We start from the raw sequence: 16,895 nt of genomic DNA on the forward strand, positions 1-16,895 counted from the left end.
ATTTACGGATACAACTGAACCCTTCCAGCTGAAAACACATCCGAAACGCCCCTTTGTTTCAATAAAATACTATACGCTCTCGACGCATTCATTCCCACAACCCAGTCCGCGCAAGCTCTCGTATACGCTTCATAATAGAGCGGCCTGGTTTTTTCCTCGCTCTTTAGATTTTGGAATCCCTCATAAATCGCTTTTGGGGTCAAAGAGGAAATCCATAACCGTTTCATCGGTTTATTGACATTGCATAGATTAACGATGTTGCGTACAATCAATTCTCCTTCACGCCCGGCATCACCTGCATGAATGATTTCATCGACTTCCGGTTTCCTAAGCAAAGTCTTCACAACATTGAATTGCTTTGCCTTTTGTCGGGTCACTTCATATTGAAATTTCTCAGGAATCATCGGCAACGTTTCCATCGACCATTTTTTCCATTTTGAATGATAGGTTTCCGGCGAAACGAGTTGACATAAATGACCGACGGCCCAAGTTACATAAGCTCCATCGGGAAAAAGTTCATTCGGCATAATTTCTATATAGCCTTGCTGTTTCTTCGTTTTAAATTGAGCCGCTAGCGTTGAACCTTGATCTGGTTTCTCCGCAATGATTAGCTTCATGTTCATCTTCACCTAATCCGTTAAAAAATATCTTCCCCTATCATTATACCTTAATTATCACAATCGGCTAGATATGACTTCGTTTTTACTGAACTGTTCTATAGGAAACATTAAATGATTGCTTAACTTCGGTGAATAGTGAGGTTTTCAGGCAGATGATAAACCTGTCTTAATATAGGAGGATTAATAGGTAAAAAAAAAGCTTCACTATTGGATGGTCAGTATAGATTAGGGGGAATCGGAGTATATACAAAAGAAACAAGCGCGATGTTAAACTTCGCCCAAAGCTTTTCACTGTTTAGTTATTTATTGATATTATTCATACAAAAGCTAAAGGTATAGGTACTTCGTTATGTAGATTTTTAAAAAGAGAAAGTGATAATCTTAGTTGGATTGCAACACAGCTAATTATTGACCCTCACAGCCCCTTGTATAATAAAGGAACGTTAATTGGCAAAAGAACTACAGAAAAGCATATTACTTTACAAAATGTATATAACTTACTTTTGTTATTAATTAAAAATACAAAGATAGCCGAATTACCTAAGGAAAAAATACTTAATATAACTCTTACTTATTTTAATTGTATAAAAGAGTTGTTACCTGTTGAATGGAGTGATTATAAGCAATATAGACTAACTCATATAGTCTGTTTAAATGCATTTGCTATAGCCGGCAATAAAATTATTCCTTCAAATTATAATTTTGTTTCTAACCAGTTAAACATTAAAGAAGTAAATAAAGGAATGAGTAGTATAAAGATATTTGATTGGTCTAGTGAAGGAACATTGAAATATCTAAAAGGTGCTAGTGGTTCTAACTCTTAGCTGAAGACATCATTGCATCTGTAGAAAAATAATTCTTGAATCCCCTATTTTCAAATATTAAAATGGCCGAAAAATCAAATTGATTTTCGGCCATTCTTATTCCTTATTCTTTGGAGGGAACTTTCCAGCTCAGTTCATGTATGTATTGTGTTAAAGCATCTGTTAAAAAAAGAATCAACTGTAGCTTTGAAATAAAGATTGATCAAAAGGTCCTCCTGAACCCTCATATTCGTAATTAAATACAATCCATTTTGAAAAGAGATTGATCAAAAGGGTTCTTTTCTAGTGATTTGTTATACAATTTTTATAAAATATTTGATTATTTTTTTAGTGATCATTATAGAACTAACGCACTTGTTAGTTTAATAATTCCCTATGTAAACTCATAACGGTTTCCAATTAGGATCCTTTATATCGGATTTATTTGGCTTTCTTACAAATTGTAAACTTCTTTCACCTTTAGCCCCAAATTTTTTAAAATTTAGTTGTGCTTCTCTAAAGGAAACATAATTTGCTCCATCCTCATCTGGATGTTCATATTGGTAACCATCATCTTCCCAAAAACAGATTTCACAAATATCATACGTTCCTGGAGGTTCTTCATCTAAAGTTTTATATCCACAACAAGGACAAGTATATTTCATACAATCACCTCGACAATTTTTATGAATTTTACCATGATTTCTTGTTCAACTAAATCGCCCCGTTAGTTACATAATCCAATCTATAATTTCCTATTTTATGTATGGTTGGAGGTATCTACTCCCATGGATTTTCGTACTTTTTTCTAATTTTATCGACTTTATTATATTCGCAAATGGTATCTTTGCCTGATAATTGAACTTTCATCGTATTTTTTTCGACTATAATAGTAAAATTGTCAGAACCACCACCATAATCAAATTCGTAATCATTATTCTCTATATGTTTATATGTTCCAGAAGATTGTTCTCCGCCCTGGACTCTTGAATTTTGAATTTCAAAATTGTTTTCCCCTTTAAAGATAAAGGAGTCTCGACAAACACTATTTTCTTCATCAACCTTTTTCCATGTACCTTTCCAAGATGGTGCTTTTTCTTCACCACACGCAGCTAATACTAATGCAGCCATCGTTGAGATCATTAACATTTTTTTCATTTATACACCTACACCAAAGGACAACTTTATTTCCTGCTACTTTTAATACGAACAAACAAGGTAAAAGTTCCCTTGTTAGAACTAACCTGCCCCTTTAGTTCCATAAGACAAAGAGCTGTTTCCAGCCCCATATAGAAGTAATGTACCCGTACCCTTTAATTGGATCAAAGATTTAAACCTCAATTATCAAGGTAATATATATTAGCTTCATTCTATTAGTTACATAAACGTTCATATTTCCTAAAGGTTTATCATTTAAAAATAGTTGCAATTCCCAAATACCTGACTCGTTGAATTTAATTGAAGTGGATGATATAGATACAGGAAAATTAAAATTAATTTCTATATCTTTTTCTATATCTTCTTCATTATTTTTATTAATACTAACTGGCTTTGGGGCATAATCTTTAGGTAATTCTTTTAAAGGTGCCTCTTTTTTAACTATCTCTCCTTTAGCTATTAGACTCTTACCACTCTCATCTTGAACGGCTTTTACCTTTAACTCACCTAACGGAAGCTGTTCATCCATTGTCCAAAAAAGCCATTCCAAATTAATTTCTTTATCCATTATCAGGTTTATCGAAATAACCAAATTTCCGATTTTCACCCCTTATTTCATATACCATTATTACATCGTTTACTTTTTCTTACTGTGAATGTTGGTGTTTGTATTAAGTTTTGGTTAGGTGAAATAATGTTAGAACTTGAATTTGATTTAATACCTTGTTCCTTTAGGCCATCTTGTACTTTTGCTTTTGCAACATTGTCATTCTTTTGATTGGAAGAACAACCAAACAATAAAACTGAGGAAAAAACTATAACAACAAAATAGTGTATTTTCATTATTTCTCCTTTCAGATTTAGGTTTAATATTATTGACGTTATAAGACCACTATAGTTTCAATTTTATGGTATAAATTTACACACTAGTCCTTATTTCGTTATGGAACTAACCTGCCCCTTTAGTTCCATAAGAAAAAGCTGCCTTAAAGACAGCTCCAATCTTCAGCTAACGCACCCGTTAGTTCATTAAGAAAAGCGATTCTTATTAAAGAATCGCGCCCGATTGCTGAATATAATAATTGTCTCTCTTTCATTCTTTCGTTTCTAATAATGAAATTGTCAAAGTAGATAAGCAAATCGTCAAAGAAATCCCTTATTTATTTTACACTGTGAAAAATAAAAGATTTGGTTTCCGAAGTTGCTTGTTTAAACTCCCAATCTCCATAAACTTGGAATTGTGAAAAGCCTACTTGTAGTAATGATTCATGGATTTCATCTTGTGTTCGGAATTTTAATTGCATCTTTTAATGAATTACTACTTCTTCTGTACGTGCATTTTTCACAGTTTCATAAAATGTAAAAACATCTTCTATAAATCCCTCGTATTCTGTCCATATTTCAAGTGTATCACCAGTCATCTGATTCGTTGCAATATCAGGAGTCATATCCTTTTTCCACTGTTCCCACGCCTTTGCTAATGGGTTACGTGTATCAAAGATAAAATGTCCTCCAGGCTTTAATGCTCGATATGCATCTGAAATGACGTGTTGCCAACTTTCATCTGTAAGAAATACTTGCGCAACATTCGCTGTCATTATAACGGCATCAAACGCATTTGTTTGTAATTTTGAGCTATCACCAACAATCCAAGTCACTTCGTCTGGATACGCTTTGTTTTCCGCATATTCGATTGCTTCTTCATTCGGGTCAATAGCTGTAATATGATAGCCTACTTTCGCAAAATGCGTTGTCAATCTTCCAGTTCCACAACCCAAATCAGCTATTTTTTTAACATTTACCTTCTTTAACAGTGCTAAGAAGAATTCATCGTCTTTACCCCAGCTATTAATTTGATCATATACTAATGGAATCATTTATTTACCTACTTTCTAAATCATACTTATTTTCACCTTTATATTTGTCAAAGTACTTTTACCAGTACCTGTACCACAAATTATTTTCACTTAATTACTTCGATTGGATTACAATTTCTTCTTCCGCAATATGGACCTTTAATGGAATAACATAAACAACTTTAATGTTACTTAACAATATTCCTTATGGAACAATCCTTCCCCTTTAGTTCCATAAGAAAAAGCTGCCCTAAAGACAGCTCCGATCTTCAGCTAACGCACCCATTTCTTGAATAAGAAAAATTGCTTATGTGTTTATTTTCCCCCTAAATCATTGAGTTGTTTTTTTATTTCTTTAAGTTCGGACCGAAAAGCCTTAACTTCTTTAGAATTGTCAATCCCACTACTAATGGCATATTGAACAATAAAAAATAGAATAACTAAACCAACAAAGCCGTAAAAGATTGAAACTATAATACCCATAATTTTAGCTCCCCTAATAAAATTCATTAATTTAACGTTACCATAAATTAGTAAAATTAGTTGAACTTTTAACATAGCTCTTCTTCAAGTAACCTGCCCCGTTAGTTGCATAAGAAAAAGCTGCCTTAAAGACAGCTCCGATCTTCAGCTAACGCACCCGTTAGTTCATTAAGAAAAGCGATTCTTTTTAAAGAATCGCGCCCTATTCTGGAATAAGGAAATTTTGGTTATTAGTACAGTGCCAAGAAATTATCATTTTATTTGTGATTAGAACTAATTGTTTATTTACCATGAAAGCTAAAATTTGATCCGACAACTATAGTAGCATCCAATTCCTCGTCTCTGATCACTTTCGTAGTCAGCCCAACACTATCAAAGATTTCAAAGGTTTGGGGTGTCTGCATTTCGCTCGTTTCTATCAAAAGATGTCCTCCCGGTGCTAGCCAAAGTAATGCTTCTTCAGCTACTCTTCGCTGAATGTCAAGTCCATCCTCTCCTCCGTCAAGTGCCACCTTCGGTTCATATAGGCGAGCCTCCTGGGGAAGTAGCTTGATTGCCTTGGTGGGAACGTAAGGTACATTTGCAACTAGGATGTTCACATGGCCCTTAAGTGAGTCGGGTAAGGCCTTATACAGGTCACCTTCAAAAACGTGACCATCGAAAATCGTTACGTTGCGTTCAGCACATCGTACTGCGACAGGGTCAATGTCAACAGAGTACAACACTACCCGTCCCAAAGCTGTAGCCAGTGCTACACCCACAGCACCTGACCCACAACATAGGTCAACGACGATATCACCAGAACATGACAGGGCTTCTGCCTGGCGAACAAGAAACTCGGTACGTTTGCGTGGAACGAAAACGCCCTGATCCACTTCTATCCGCAGACCACAGAAATCTGTGCATCCAACAACGTATTCAAGAGGTAAACCGTTGGCTCGCATTTCTACCATTTTATCGAGGTCCTCTAGAGTCCTTGCCTCTGAGATAATTAACCGGGTCTCATCTTCTGCGAAAACACAACCGGCGCTTCGAAGTCTGTTAATAATATGTTTTTCCGTTTTACAGTCCAAAAAGAAATTAACTTTTTTTTCTATCTACCTCACCACTTTTGATAAGTTTATTTTAATTCTGTATTCGTTAAAAATAGGAAATATCCCTTCTTCTACAAAATGGCCCTAAAAAGGAAAATGAGCGCTTATCCTTGTTCCAGGATAGCGCCCGATTATTGAAGTTCGGTTTTAGACTAATCCACTTCACATATTTACTTTATGAAGCTTCAAGATGAAGACTGCTGCCACGATAAGAAGGGACACCGTCAGAAAAGTAACTGCGAACGCGCTTTGCCCACTTGCGTACAAAGCTGCGGAAGCAACAATGAACACAACCAGCTTAAGCGTAGTTCGTATGGGGAAGGAGAAGATGGGGAGCGACGCCTTCGGGGAGAGAAACATACCCCATAGAGTGGCTATGACTAGTGGCGTGGCAACCGCGAGTATAATTTTGACCGCTGCCCCTGTCTTGATATGATAACCCCAGTAACTGAACGCAGCCATTGCACCAAGCTCCAGTAGAAAGAATCCAGTGAGGACGCTAACACCTATCCATTTTATTTCCATCCGACTCTTCCTCCCAATAAAAAGAATTAAGAAACTAATGTTAATTTTTTTATATACAATATGTTTCGGCCATATTCTAAAATCTGCCCTTTAACTTAATAACAATTATTTCAAAATTCCGTAATTTGAGCAATCGCTTTATTCCAGAAAATGGCCCAATTGTTGCACAAAGATTAAACAACACTCTTCAACTATCCTGCCCCGTTAGTTCCATAAGAAAAAGCTGCCTTTAAGACAGCTCCGATCTACAGCTAACGCACCCGTTAGTTCAACAAGATATAAGTTCTATTTTTCTTCAACACATAATACTGAGACATCTTTCCAGCCATAAGCAACATCATCTACTACCGTTCCTCCAAACTCACTCTTCCTATGAATATATTCTTTTCCTCCCATACGTTCATAAAAACCAAGTCCAGATTTATTTTGTTTCATTACCCAAACCATCATAGAATAAATACCTTTTTCTTTAAAATGCTTAGAAATAGCTGACACAAGCTGCCTACCAACACCTAATCCTCTACATTCCTGTAAGAGATAAAGCGAATATAGTTCTCCATCAAAATTCGTCTCATCAATACTTTTACCTGATGCAAAACCTATAATTTTCCCTGTATCATTAATTGCAACATAAATAAAAGATTCATTTTCACTATTTAAAAAATCAATCAATTTTTTTTCTACATCTTCGTACAATAATTCGTCCAGATAATCGTCAGGTACTAGACCACGATAAGTAGTCCTCCAACCTTCAACATAAACTCTTGCTACGGCTTTTTTATCTTCTTCACTTGCTTTTCTAATCTTCAAACTAATCACCCCTAATAGTCCACAATGAAAATTATTATAACATTCTTATTGAACTAACCTGCCCCGATAGTTTATTAAGAACAAAATAAAAAGGACCCTTGGTCCTTAAAAATACTTTCTATACAAGTCTCTCCGCATTGCACCACTTAGATATGCATAAATTTTTGTGGTTTCACTTTTTTCATGACCCATTAAATTTTGAATCACTTCTAGAGGCGCTCCATTATTCAATAAATTTGTGGCGTAACTATGTCTAAGCTGGTGGGGATGAATGCTCTTTTTAATGTCCGTTCTCTTTGCTACCAGCTTTATAATGTTTCTCGCTTGAGAAATACTCATTCGATGGGTGCACGTGTTGTCACAAATAGTGCTTCCTCATGATCTTTTCGCTCACTTAAATATCGCTTCAACCATATTTCACAACGGGTATTGAAATATACTTCTCGCTCTTTACGCCCTTTACCTAAAACGATTGCTGATTGATTAGAGAAATTGATTGAGGCCCTATCTAGCGTTATTGCTTCACCAATTCTGCATCCTGTTGAATACAAACTCAAATAAAGCATTTTCGAATGTTGTATGACAAGCTTCCCGCAAATGTTCAATTTCCTCTTCAGACAAGTATTTTGGAACCCTTAATTCTAATTTTGGTTCCTTGATTTTGGAAGCAGGATTTCCATTAATTAAATTTTCATCCTGAGCCCATCTAAATAAAGATTTAATAAATCGAATTCTGTGACCCAGACTGGATGGCTTAAGCTTTTCAGCTGCTTTTCCCAGATAAACTTTAAGAGAATTAGTTGAAAGTTCTTGAATAGATATATTTCCAAAACTATTCACCAACAAGTTAAATTGGACGTAATAGGCCTTTAATGTTTGTTGAGAATAACCTTGGATTTATTTATCTGCCTTATATAAACCCCATACATCAGTTAAGATCATACCTGTTTCTCTCCAATCTATACCATATTAATAGACAGTTTAGGCAAAAGAAGAACTATTATACTAGATTAGTAGAGTTTTCATCTATTAGTTAAAGAAGAAAAAGCTGCCTTAAGACAGCTCTGATCTTCAGCTAACGCACCCGTTAGTTCATTAACCTTTCATACGATAAAATTAAAACTCCACATATTACAGATAACCCCCAAAATGATAGTACATAAAAATGAGTAGGCGTAACACTCACCAACTCTACCTCGTTTTGAAGAGTTTCTACTTTATCCCATGTCTGAACAACAAACTGCATTACCAATCAAAATAACGACATAGTACACTTAGTCCTTCAAAAAATTAGAATTATGGTGGGCTTATTTTAGTATGGTCTTTCACAAATGTGTTTTCATACAAAAAAGAGTTGCTAAAGCAACTCCCTAATTAAGCACCCGTTAAACTAATATGTATCGTTACATATTTATAATTTTGGGTGTGAAGTTACAAAAAAACCTTTATGCCTTTCATCGTGACCTTTTTTGTCGTGAGTTAGTCGTACTGTGTAAAGCTTTAAGATTTTCTCTGTGAAAACGCATGCGTTTTGGCTTGTGAATTCTTTATTCACACCACTGAAGTAATCCAAGAGAAAAACTTAGCAGTTATTATTCATTGAGAAGAACTGTATTTTCCCATAATTACTTTATTTTTCGCTTAATGCTAACGGTCATCCAATTCCAATGTTTCTCTTGCCATCTGCTTATACTCTTCCAAGCCTGAGATGATTGCAAACTCAGCAATTGCAACAGAATATGCCGCAGTAAGTTCGATAATGTGCTCCTTCATGGGAGGCCAGTAAATTCCTCCTGCTTTCCTGTAGTAGTCGATCAGTTTCTCCAGGCCTGTTTCCCCGAATACGCGGTAATGGAAAACAAAATCATTTGATACATCTGTTACTTTTGCTTCAGTCCAGTCGATTAAACCGGTTACGTTGGCATCCTTATCAATCATCGTATGCCCAGCATGAACATCTCCGTGAATCAGACCTGTCTCCTGAGGCCACAATTCCTCATTTTTCACCCAGGTCTGCCAACGTTTCCATAGGGATTCACCTACGCCAAATTCCGCTTTTACCTTTTCCATACGCTCGATCATTGATTTTCTTGCCTCCTCTGCTGTATGGACAATCAGTCCTACTTTAAGAGCTTCTGCTTTCGGCACTGTATGCAGCGAAGCCAGAGCTTTGGCTAATGTCTGATGAAACTGTTCAGGAACATTTTCATAATCCATCTCCCACACATAGTTTTGAATCTCTGGATCAATCGTGCCGGCTGGTACTCCAGTTAACTTTTTATACGCTATCAGATCATCTTCATAAACCGACCAGACTGGAGTCTGAAAAGTGACATATTTGTTGACAAGATCCAATGCTTTCTTCTCAATTGAGGTCCTAGGCATCACATCTTCTCGTCTCGGAAACCTTAGCACCCATTCCTCGCATTTATCATCTTCTGCATAGACAACTAGAAAGTCCAAACCTGATTGGTTGAATACAAGAGACTCCTCTTTCACTTTCAAACCATACTTTCTTGCTATTTCTGCTGCTTGCTGTTTCTTCAAAGCGATCACTTCCTTCTCCTATTCTTTTTGTAAAAAAAAGAGAGTTTATTGGAATAACCTGTTTTTCTTTTCAAGAAAACATTTCCAAAAAATCTCAATTAATACATTTTTATAATATATCATCTAATCTATCTTCTCCAGAATTAAATACGATGAAAAATATTTTTAGATCTATTCATCCTAGTCGGGTACACTTACAGTCTCCAAAAGATTATAAGTATTGATTTCGGTTTATGTTCTTAACCTTATCCTTATCCTTATTTCAAGTGAACATTTATAAATTTTGAGTACACTCATAGTAGACAATTAAAAATGCTATTTTAAGTGGATCGTTACTTTAGGTGATAATTTGCACTTATTTTTAAGTGCTATTTTGCACGTAAAAGAATCAACTGTAGGGATTGATCAAAAGGTCCTCCTGAACCCCCTTATTAGCGTAAATAAAAAGAATCCATTTTGAAAAAAGATGATCAAAATGGATTCTTTTTTAGTGATTTAGTATACAGTTTTTATAAAATAGTTTGATTATTTTTAGTGATCCTTATAGAACTAACGCACCCGTTAGTTGATTAAGAAAATTCATTTTTCAAATCTAACTAACGTTTTTTCGGGAATCTCAATCTGGTCAATATCAAAGTTATTGATTTGGAGGGTTATCTCACCATCTCGCTTTTCATCTTCTTCTCCTACCCAACAACTATACAGTTCAAAAAAATCACCTTTTTCAAGGTAACTGTCCATAATTTCACATAGTTCTATTAGCTTCTTCTTCGATTCGGCACACGTTCTTGGGTTCATATATTTTGAAATCTCAATTCCCCAATGACTTGATACTTCATAAACGTAAGGAGTAGTAAACTGATATTCCTTTACATTTAGCAATTCAAACTCACCGGCAAAACAACCGCCAATATAAAGAAATTCATCTGAATATTCATCATCATTAATCGGTATTTCTATATTACACCCAATATAGGAAGCCAAACTCATTTCCACTCACTCCTTGTTATTCCTTCTTTAACTAAAGCACCTGTTAGTTTAAGTACAATCCTTCACAATCTTTTTTTGAGAAATCGGGAATAAGTTGCCACTCCAACTTAAAGACAAATCTTATAGAAGAGAAGAAAAAAATAAATAATCTTATAATTTTTTTTCATATTTAAATAACTGGAGTTTTTCAGTAACTTGTACTTCACCTATTTTTATATAACCTAGCTTTTCATAAAAATGGTGATTTCTTTTGTTTAAATAAGGAGTATATAAGCTCCAATCTTTTATCAATGGAAATTCGGACTCCATTAACTTGATTATCTTACTTCCAAGTCCTTTATTTTGAAATTCATTTCTTAAGAATAATTTACTTAATCTTAATCGGTTTTCATCCAAAGGCCGAATATCTATTGCTCCAATAATAGCATTGCCCGACAATATAGTGTAATGAAAAAAACGCTCAATGTTTTCGATTAATTTTGCTTCCGTTTCATTTACAGGGGTTGAATCGTGGTCTTCATATAAGGCATAATCTTCTGCAAAAACTTCTTTTTGTATAGCTAATAAATCTTCGACTTCATTCAATTTAGTCTTTTTAATACTGACTTCCACCAATATGCACATCCCTATTGATAAATGATTTAATATTCCAAATAATAACATATACCATAAGGGATAAATACAAAAACCATTCTTTTCATTAGAATGTTTTTCAGTTTTTTAATATATTCTTATTCAACTAACCTGTCCCGTTAGTGCCATAAGAAAATGGCTGCTTCAGCAACCTCCCTTATTGAAGTATTTAATCCATCAATCTATAAAACAAAAAAGATTAGCTCATAGCTAATCTTTTTTGTTCTTAATGATAAATTCTCCTAATTTACCCAATAAATGTAATGTGTAAATAATCATTAAGGCTCTGGCTACTACAAAACCATCTATAGCTGAGTCATATCCGCCTCGTAATAAGGCTGAATCCGAAAACCAAAAATAAATTGATATTGCCAGAGGTATTAAGAGAAAAATCAAAGCTAGTTGAGTTTTTTTATCCATAAAGTTCCGCCTTATTATATGTATTTTACAAATAATAGCATTATTTCCGGAAAGAAAAAACTAAAAAGTGGAAATGTTTTACTACTTAAATGGCTGTGTAAGGCATTTTAGTAAGCGGTAATATAAATACGTCAGAGGATATAATTCCGTCCACCAATGCACATCGTTTTTGGCATTTTACGATAGGTCTTATAATAGCACTCCTTATGGAAAGTTCCATAAGGAAAAGCCGCCTTAAAGACAGCTCCGATCTTCAGCTAACGCACCCGTTACTTTGTGACCGTATCGCTAAGATTGAGGGCAGTAAGAATGAGTTTGAACGATTCCAAGCCCCAGTATTAACACTGAATAAGGAAGAGGAGGAGGATATCTTTGATAAGCTTATTCATCTGTTTGACGGGGTTGTTGTGGAGGGTGAAATTCAAGAGGTCAAAGAAGAAGAACCAATTGACCAGCTGAAACGCTGGATCGCAAACACTGGTGAGCTCCGAGTAAATGAGTTAGCAAGATTGATAGGTTTAGGGAATAATAAGGTTCATGCCATGATGGTGGAATTAGTAAATGAAGGGTATTTGAAGAAGGAAGGCAGAAGTTATGCCATTAACGTGAATGATGAAGAATTGGATAAATGGAGGGATAAGGAATGATACCCTTTACGACTGCATTGATAATCCCTGTTGTAACTTTCTACGCAATGATCAAAGGAATCGATTATATGTATAGTGAAATGACTGGAAAAGAAAAAACGATTACGTCCATTAACTTTCGCCAACGGAAGGACGGATGGGGATGAATAAAAAATTAGTAAAATGTAAGTCTGCGTTGATAGAATAATTGAACATAAGCAGAAGGGTTCGAGAATCTTTAAAAGATCTCGAACCCTTCTGTTTTAATATGTGAGTGTCCAGTCTAGTTTACGGGATGCGTGAAAAAAAAACGAGTGAAAATATAATTTCTGGTAATCAAAGTTTAAGAGATTTTTACGAATAAAAAAAGTGAAGAAGGAAAACCCTTTAGAGTGGCTAATATGAGTTAGCAACAAACCTACATTGACATGTCATTGCGCTTGTTTTTATGAGAGATATATTTTTTCGGTATCGCAACATTATACGGCACATTGCTATGTCCGTAGCTACGATGAATCATCATATACAGTAAACCAATACCTACAACTATGACTCCTGAAACGAGCACGATATAGTTATCATACCAAGGTGCATCTGGCGTTCTTGGCCAACACATGTTGATCATTGCGATGATTCCGTAGACAAGCGCACCAATATTGACGGGCAGTCCCCACTTGCCCAATTGATACTTACCACTTGGCTTCCATCCTTTTAGTCTAGCTCGAAGTGCAGCAAAGACAACCATTTGGAATCCAAGATAAATGCCAAATGCCGCAAAACTGATTACCTTTGTGAGCGCATCTGTAGACACTTTTGATCCAAGCACAATGAGGGCTGGGACAATTGCGGCAAGAAGCAGCGCATAAGGTGGAATGTGACGAGCAGCCGAAAATTTCTTTAACAATCGGCTTCCTACAATCATGTCATCACGGCCATACGAATAGGCAAGTCTGCTTGCTGCCGCTTGTAAACTCATTACACATGAAAGGAAAGAAATCAACACAATACCCAGTACAATCTTCGCGCCAACAGCACCAAATGCATCGTTTAGTAAGGTATCAACAGGCGTTACGTCCTTACCAGCGATAACTGCTGGGATATCAGCAACTGATAGTACTAAAGCAAGGCAAACAAAAGTTGCTGCAGCACCGCCAATGTAAATGGTCCGACGCATTGCCTTTGGGATAAGAACACCTGGATTCGGTACTTCTTCAGCAACATCACCACAAGCTTCGAACCCATAATATTGAAAAATTCCAATTAATCCAGCTGCTGCAAATGCATACATGTAGCTATGACTACCTTGAGCACCAAAAGAATCAAAGAGCACATCAAGACCGTGCACCCTTTGTGTGATAAGCAACCAAAATCCAACTACAAGCGCACCGATAAGTTCAGCAGCAAAACCAATAACTGCTGCAGCTGCGAGAACCTTTGTGCCAAGAAAATTGATGATAGTCGATAGTGCAAGAAGGACTACTGCACAAAGAATCGCGGAGTCCACCGATACTTCAAAACCCAAAACTTGTGCTAGATAAGGTCCAGCTCCGTACGCGACACTGGCAATCGTCACAAGCAAGGCCATTAAGTAAACCCAGCCAGTCATCCACGCCCACTTGCGCCCCCATAGTCTTCGTGCCCAAGGATAAACTCCTCCTGCAACAGGGTATTGCGCAACAATCTCACTGAAGACAAGTGCGACTAGTAATTGTCCGAGTCCAACGATGAAAAAACTCCAAATCATAGGTGGGCCACCTTGCGCAAGTGCGTATGCAAATAGTGAGTACACACCTACTACAGGTGAAAGATAAGTGAACCCTAGCGAAAAGTTTGCCCACGGACTCATGTCGCGGCGAAATTCAGATTCATATCCAAGCGATGCCAGTTGTGCAGCATCACTATCATAATGTTCTGACGCAGAACCTCCAATTTTTTTATTCAGATTTTCTTGCATATTTGAGCCTCCTTAAAATGGTAGATATATTCTTATATGCAATTGCTGCGCCAATATAAAAAATAATATAAATATTCAGTTAATTACACTTTGATAGAGGTAAATTTTACAATTAAATTTCAATTTTGATATTTTGTATTCAACTCTGAAATAATTTTAAGATGGGGGATAGGGATTTTATGCCAAATAACTTCCATCTGTTATTACTTTTTAATCATTAATGCATAATTTATTCATAACTTCATAGGAACGTGGAATTGTTGGGCAGAACCCTATCTTTTTAGTAAGTAGTTCAGATAACGTGGAGAAAAATCCAAATAACAAAGTAAATAACATACGAATTGGCAAGTTAAATAGCAGATTAAATAACAATATAATTAGCATAAAAAACACTTGAGTACCCAAGTGTTTTTGGTCTTTAATGTGTAATTCTTGTTCAACTAAACCAGCTAATAGGATGTCAATATCTTTCTCTAAAATTTTCATTTCCCTTATGATATACTATTTTTGTTCATGACAAATAACCCTCCAAAACCCTTTTGGAAGGATTTTTCTCTGTTTCACAAAATCGTTAATCAGGCTAAATCTAGGAATGCTTCTTTTCTCTTTAATAAAGCGTAAATCCAATGAAGCAACTTATTCATACAGGCAACGATTGACACTTTGGCCGGTTTTCCTTCTGATTTTTTCTTATCATAGAAGGCTTTAAGCTTTTTGTTCCTTGAACTTCTTATGCCACATAGTACGGCAAGATACAGAGAATGACGTAGTCTGCTCGAACCTCTTTTAGTAATACGATTAATGGTTGCCGTAAACTTACCTGATGAATGAACACTTGGATCTACTCCAGCGAAGGCAACTAGTTTTTTCGGGTGATTAAACCGATCGATTTCACCAATTTCAGAGATAATCGTGGCTGCGATTTTTTCTCCTATACCGGGAATCGATTGGATGATCTTATATTCTTCCAGTTCATTTGCCAGGGCCACTATACGATCTTCCAACTCAGAGAGGTGTCCCTGGTAATGAAAAAGCAACTCAATATACATACGAAGATTGATTACGTGACTTTGATACACGTTTATTTGAAATGGATTTCGAGACGCGGAGTCCATTATTTTTTTTGCTTTTTCCCATGCCCATTGACCCGATCGGCTAGGACAGAACTCTATAACACTCTCTGCTAGTTTACTTTCCCCGGCTGCTAATACCGCCTCTGAAGTAGGATATTCCTTTAACATCAATAAAGAAACCCTTGAATATAGATCCCCAAAAACCTTCCGGTATTCAGGAAACAGTTGATCTAAAATGGTGTGAAACTGAAGTTTAGCTTCCACATACATATTCGTTACGATTTCCTGTTGTCTGGACAAATTCCGAAGGTCTAATAGCTGAATTCCTCTAATTTTATGAGGTTCTAAATCCTCTTTGTAATACAGCACACACAACTGGTACGCATCGATAGCGTCCGTTTTCACCTTCCGTAAGCTGGACTTCTTTGCCTGATAAGAAATAATCGGATTTAGTAAGATATATGGAATCCCTTGTTCCTCCAGGTATTGAATAACAGGAGAATGGTAATGCCCTGTAGATTCTAAAATGACCATAGGCATTTGCCCTGTCACCTCTTCAATTTCTTTTAGAAATTCTAAAAAATGATCTAACTCCTCTTTGATATGCTTCATTGAAAAGCTCTTCCCATACGGTTTAGATTGATCTAAAAATGCCTGAACTTGGCTCTCTCCTTTTGCCACATCCAGACCAACAACTGGATTCATTGTTTTTTCCTCCTCTACTTACTAACCAGTACCCCTAGTCCTCCAAGTAGTGTCATAGCTTCGCTTGTTATACGAGATCTGCGTCCCAACCAGCCTCAAACATGTTTCTACAAGTAGGGGGCGGACAGTTTAGTTCACGGAATCAAGTCCCACGCACCCGTACGTCCTACCCTGGCTACTGATATAATAGATTCTATTAAAAAAAGGTCAACCAGTAATTTTTACTGGTCGACCTTATAATACGAACGCACCCGTTAGTTCTATAAAACTTATTGCAGAGTTGACACATACTGTGTCACAAAGTATTTACATAAAATCAAAAAATAACTGCTCCTCAAAGAACAGGAGCAGAAAAAAAGGTGTTATTTCACAACTTTAAGAGGAACAAGTACTTTATTAAAAAAAGACGTTTCGAGCTTGGCTAACCAACCGTTTCCGTTTTCTCCATTAGCTACTTGAGCAGCGTGTTTTTTGTGAAATTCTGCTACCCGTTTATTATGCTCTTTATGCCATTGGTGCATAGAATTATGTTTCATTCTTATTGCCTCCTTTCCGTTTAATTATATTTCTAGAAAAGTTGAATAGAAAGTGCTTTTTA

18 protein-coding genes and 2 pseudogenes are annotated in these 16,895 nt (G+C 36.0%); 2 read left to right on the top strand and 18 right to left on the bottom strand.

Annotation, left to right across the window (positions count from 1 at the left end):
• Positions 1-14: 14 nt before the first annotated feature.
• The 15 genes and pseudogenes from MKY17_RS16625 to MKY17_RS16695 form a co-directional block, all read right to left on the bottom strand.
• Positions 15-617: pseudogene (locus tag MKY17_RS16625) on the bottom strand (toprim domain-containing protein); the annotation flags it as partial.
• 1,210 nt (positions 618-1,827) lie between these two features.
• Positions 1,828-2,088, bottom strand: coding sequence for a CPCC family cysteine-rich protein (locus MKY17_RS16630; protein WP_339200175.1), 261 nt, complete (start codon positions 2,086-2,088; stop codon positions 1,828-1,830).
• Between the two features lie 115 nt (positions 2,089-2,203).
• Entirely contained in the window at positions 2,204-2,581 is a 378-nt protein-coding gene (locus tag MKY17_RS16635) for a hypothetical protein (RefSeq protein ID WP_098372685.1), read from the bottom strand.
• A 172-nt stretch (positions 2,582-2,753) separates the two neighbouring features.
• Positions 2,754-3,149, bottom strand: coding sequence for a hypothetical protein (locus MKY17_RS16640; protein WP_339200178.1), 396 nt, complete (start codon positions 3,147-3,149; stop codon positions 2,754-2,756).
• A 47-nt stretch (positions 3,150-3,196) separates the two neighbouring features.
• A complete protein-coding gene (locus MKY17_RS16645; protein WP_098372687.1) occupies positions 3,197-3,424 on the bottom strand; it encodes a hypothetical protein in 228 nt (75 codons plus the stop codon).
• 464 nt (positions 3,425-3,888) lie between these two features.
• A complete protein-coding gene (locus MKY17_RS16650) occupies positions 3,889-4,458 on the bottom strand; it encodes a class I SAM-dependent methyltransferase (protein ID WP_286177172.1) in 570 nt (189 codons plus the stop codon).
• Positions 4,459-4,752: 294 nt separating this feature from the next.
• The gene (locus MKY17_RS16655) at positions 4,753-4,920 is read right to left on the bottom strand and encodes a hypothetical protein (protein WP_179891137.1); all 168 of its coding nucleotides are present in this window, start codon (positions 4,918-4,920) and stop codon (positions 4,753-4,755) included.
• A gap of 281 nt (positions 4,921-5,201) precedes the next feature.
• Positions 5,202-5,993, bottom strand: a complete 792-nt coding sequence (locus MKY17_RS16660; RefSeq protein WP_098372689.1) for a putative protein N(5)-glutamine methyltransferase — start codon at positions 5,991-5,993, stop codon at positions 5,202-5,204.
• Between the two features lie 183 nt (positions 5,994-6,176).
• Positions 6,177-6,539, bottom strand: coding sequence for a YrdB family protein (locus MKY17_RS16665; RefSeq protein ID WP_002144369.1), 363 nt, complete (start codon positions 6,537-6,539; stop codon positions 6,177-6,179).
• Positions 6,540-6,824: 285 nt separating this feature from the next.
• Positions 6,825-7,358 carry a GNAT family N-acetyltransferase gene (locus MKY17_RS16670; protein ID WP_286177173.1) on the bottom strand — a complete coding sequence of 178 codons (534 nt, stop codon included), beginning with the start codon at positions 7,356-7,358 and terminating at the stop codon, positions 6,825-6,827.
• Positions 7,359-7,454: 96 nt separating this feature from the next.
• Positions 7,455-8,246 (bottom strand): annotated as a pseudogene (locus tag MKY17_RS16675) (tyrosine-type recombinase/integrase).
• A 750-nt stretch (positions 8,247-8,996) separates the two neighbouring features.
• Positions 8,997-9,902 (bottom strand): macrolide 2'-phosphotransferase MphM, encoded by a 906-nt coding sequence (gene mphM / locus MKY17_RS16680; RefSeq protein WP_098372697.1) that lies wholly within the window; start codon positions 9,900-9,902, stop codon positions 8,997-8,999.
• A gap of 573 nt (positions 9,903-10,475) precedes the next feature.
• Complete coding sequence (locus tag MKY17_RS16685; protein WP_063591536.1) at positions 10,476-10,886, bottom strand: hypothetical protein; 411 nt, start codon at positions 10,884-10,886, stop codon at positions 10,476-10,478.
• A 150-nt stretch (positions 10,887-11,036) separates the two neighbouring features.
• The gene (locus MKY17_RS16690; RefSeq protein WP_179891138.1) at positions 11,037-11,498 is read right to left on the bottom strand and encodes a GNAT family N-acetyltransferase; all 462 of its coding nucleotides are present in this window, start codon (positions 11,496-11,498) and stop codon (positions 11,037-11,039) included.
• A gap of 231 nt (positions 11,499-11,729) precedes the next feature.
• Positions 11,730-11,939: a hypothetical protein gene (locus MKY17_RS16695; protein ID WP_098372694.1), complete on the bottom strand. Its 210-nt coding sequence runs from the start codon at positions 11,937-11,939 to the stop codon at positions 11,730-11,732.
• Between the two features lie 206 nt (positions 11,940-12,145).
• Between MKY17_RS16695 and MKY17_RS16700 the strand changes: the two genes are divergently transcribed.
• Positions 12,146-12,586: a helix-turn-helix domain-containing protein gene (locus tag MKY17_RS16700; RefSeq protein WP_098372695.1), complete on the top strand. Its 441-nt coding sequence runs from the start codon at positions 12,146-12,148 to the stop codon at positions 12,584-12,586.
• Positions 12,583-12,732 (top strand): hypothetical protein, encoded by a 150-nt coding sequence (locus MKY17_RS16705; protein WP_179891139.1) that lies wholly within the window; start codon positions 12,583-12,585, stop codon positions 12,730-12,732. The genes MKY17_RS16700 and MKY17_RS16705 overlap by 4 nt, the downstream gene beginning before the upstream one ends.
• A gap of 251 nt (positions 12,733-12,983) precedes the next feature.
• On the opposite strand, the gene MKY17_RS16710 is transcribed toward MKY17_RS16705, so the two are convergent.
• The 3 genes from MKY17_RS16710 to MKY17_RS16720 all read right to left on the bottom strand — a co-directional run bounded on the left by MKY17_RS16710 (position 12,984) and on the right by MKY17_RS16720 (position 16,833).
• Positions 12,984-14,519 (bottom strand): amino acid permease, encoded by a 1,536-nt coding sequence (locus tag MKY17_RS16710; protein WP_057277229.1) that lies wholly within the window; start codon positions 14,517-14,519, stop codon positions 12,984-12,986.
• A gap of 575 nt (positions 14,520-15,094) precedes the next feature.
• A complete protein-coding gene (locus MKY17_RS16715) occupies positions 15,095-16,297 on the bottom strand; it encodes an IS110 family transposase (protein ID WP_339200185.1) in 1,203 nt (400 codons plus the stop codon).
• A gap of 362 nt (positions 16,298-16,659) precedes the next feature.
• Positions 16,660-16,833, bottom strand: a complete 174-nt coding sequence (locus tag MKY17_RS16720) for a hypothetical protein (RefSeq protein WP_169803995.1) — start codon at positions 16,831-16,833, stop codon at positions 16,660-16,662.
• Positions 16,834-16,895: the final 62 nt, after the last annotated feature.

This window comes from Peribacillus sp. FSL P2-0133 (assembly GCF_037975445.1).
Classification (GTDB): Bacteria; Bacillota; Bacilli; order Bacillales; family DSM-1321; genus Peribacillus; species Peribacillus simplex_E.

Coding starts and splice junctions, on each gene's coding strand:
- MKY17_RS16630 (WP_339200175.1), bottom strand. CDS start 2,088: ATGAAATATACTTGTCCTTGTTGTGGATATAAAACTTTAGATGAAGAA.
- MKY17_RS16635 (WP_098372685.1), bottom strand. CDS start 2,581: ATGAAAAAAATGTTAATGATCTCAACGATGGCTGCATTAGTATTAGCT.
- MKY17_RS16640 (WP_339200178.1), bottom strand. CDS start 3,149: ATGGATAAAGAAATTAATTTGGAATGGCTTTTTTGGACAATGGATGAA.
- MKY17_RS16645 (WP_098372687.1), bottom strand. CDS start 3,424: ATGAAAATACACTATTTTGTTGTTATAGTTTTTTCCTCAGTTTTATTG.
- MKY17_RS16650 (WP_286177172.1), bottom strand. CDS start 4,458: ATGATTCCATTAGTATATGATCAAATTAATAGCTGGGGTAAAGACGAT.
- MKY17_RS16655 (WP_179891137.1), bottom strand. CDS start 4,920: ATGGGTATTATAGTTTCAATCTTTTACGGCTTTGTTGGTTTAGTTATT.
- MKY17_RS16665 (WP_002144369.1), bottom strand. CDS start 6,539: ATGGAAATAAAATGGATAGGTGTTAGCGTCCTCACTGGATTCTTTCTA.
- MKY17_RS16685 (WP_063591536.1), bottom strand. CDS start 10,886: ATGAGTTTGGCTTCCTATATTGGGTGTAATATAGAAATACCGATTAAT.
- MKY17_RS16695 (WP_098372694.1), bottom strand. CDS start 11,939: ATGGATAAAAAAACTCAACTAGCTTTGATTTTTCTCTTAATACCTCTG.
- MKY17_RS16700 (WP_098372695.1), top strand. CDS start 12,146: ATGGAAAGTTCCATAAGGAAAAGCCGCCTTAAAGACAGCTCCGATCTT.
- MKY17_RS16705 (WP_179891139.1), top strand. CDS start 12,583: ATGATACCCTTTACGACTGCATTGATAATCCCTGTTGTAACTTTCTAC.
- MKY17_RS16710 (WP_057277229.1), bottom strand. CDS start 14,519: ATGCAAGAAAATCTGAATAAAAAAATTGGAGGTTCTGCGTCAGAACAT.
- MKY17_RS16715 (WP_339200185.1), bottom strand. CDS start 16,297: ATGAATCCAGTTGTTGGTCTGGATGTGGCAAAAGGAGAGAGCCAAGTT.
- MKY17_RS16720 (WP_169803995.1), bottom strand. CDS start 16,833: ATGAAACATAATTCTATGCACCAATGGCATAAAGAGCATAATAAACGG.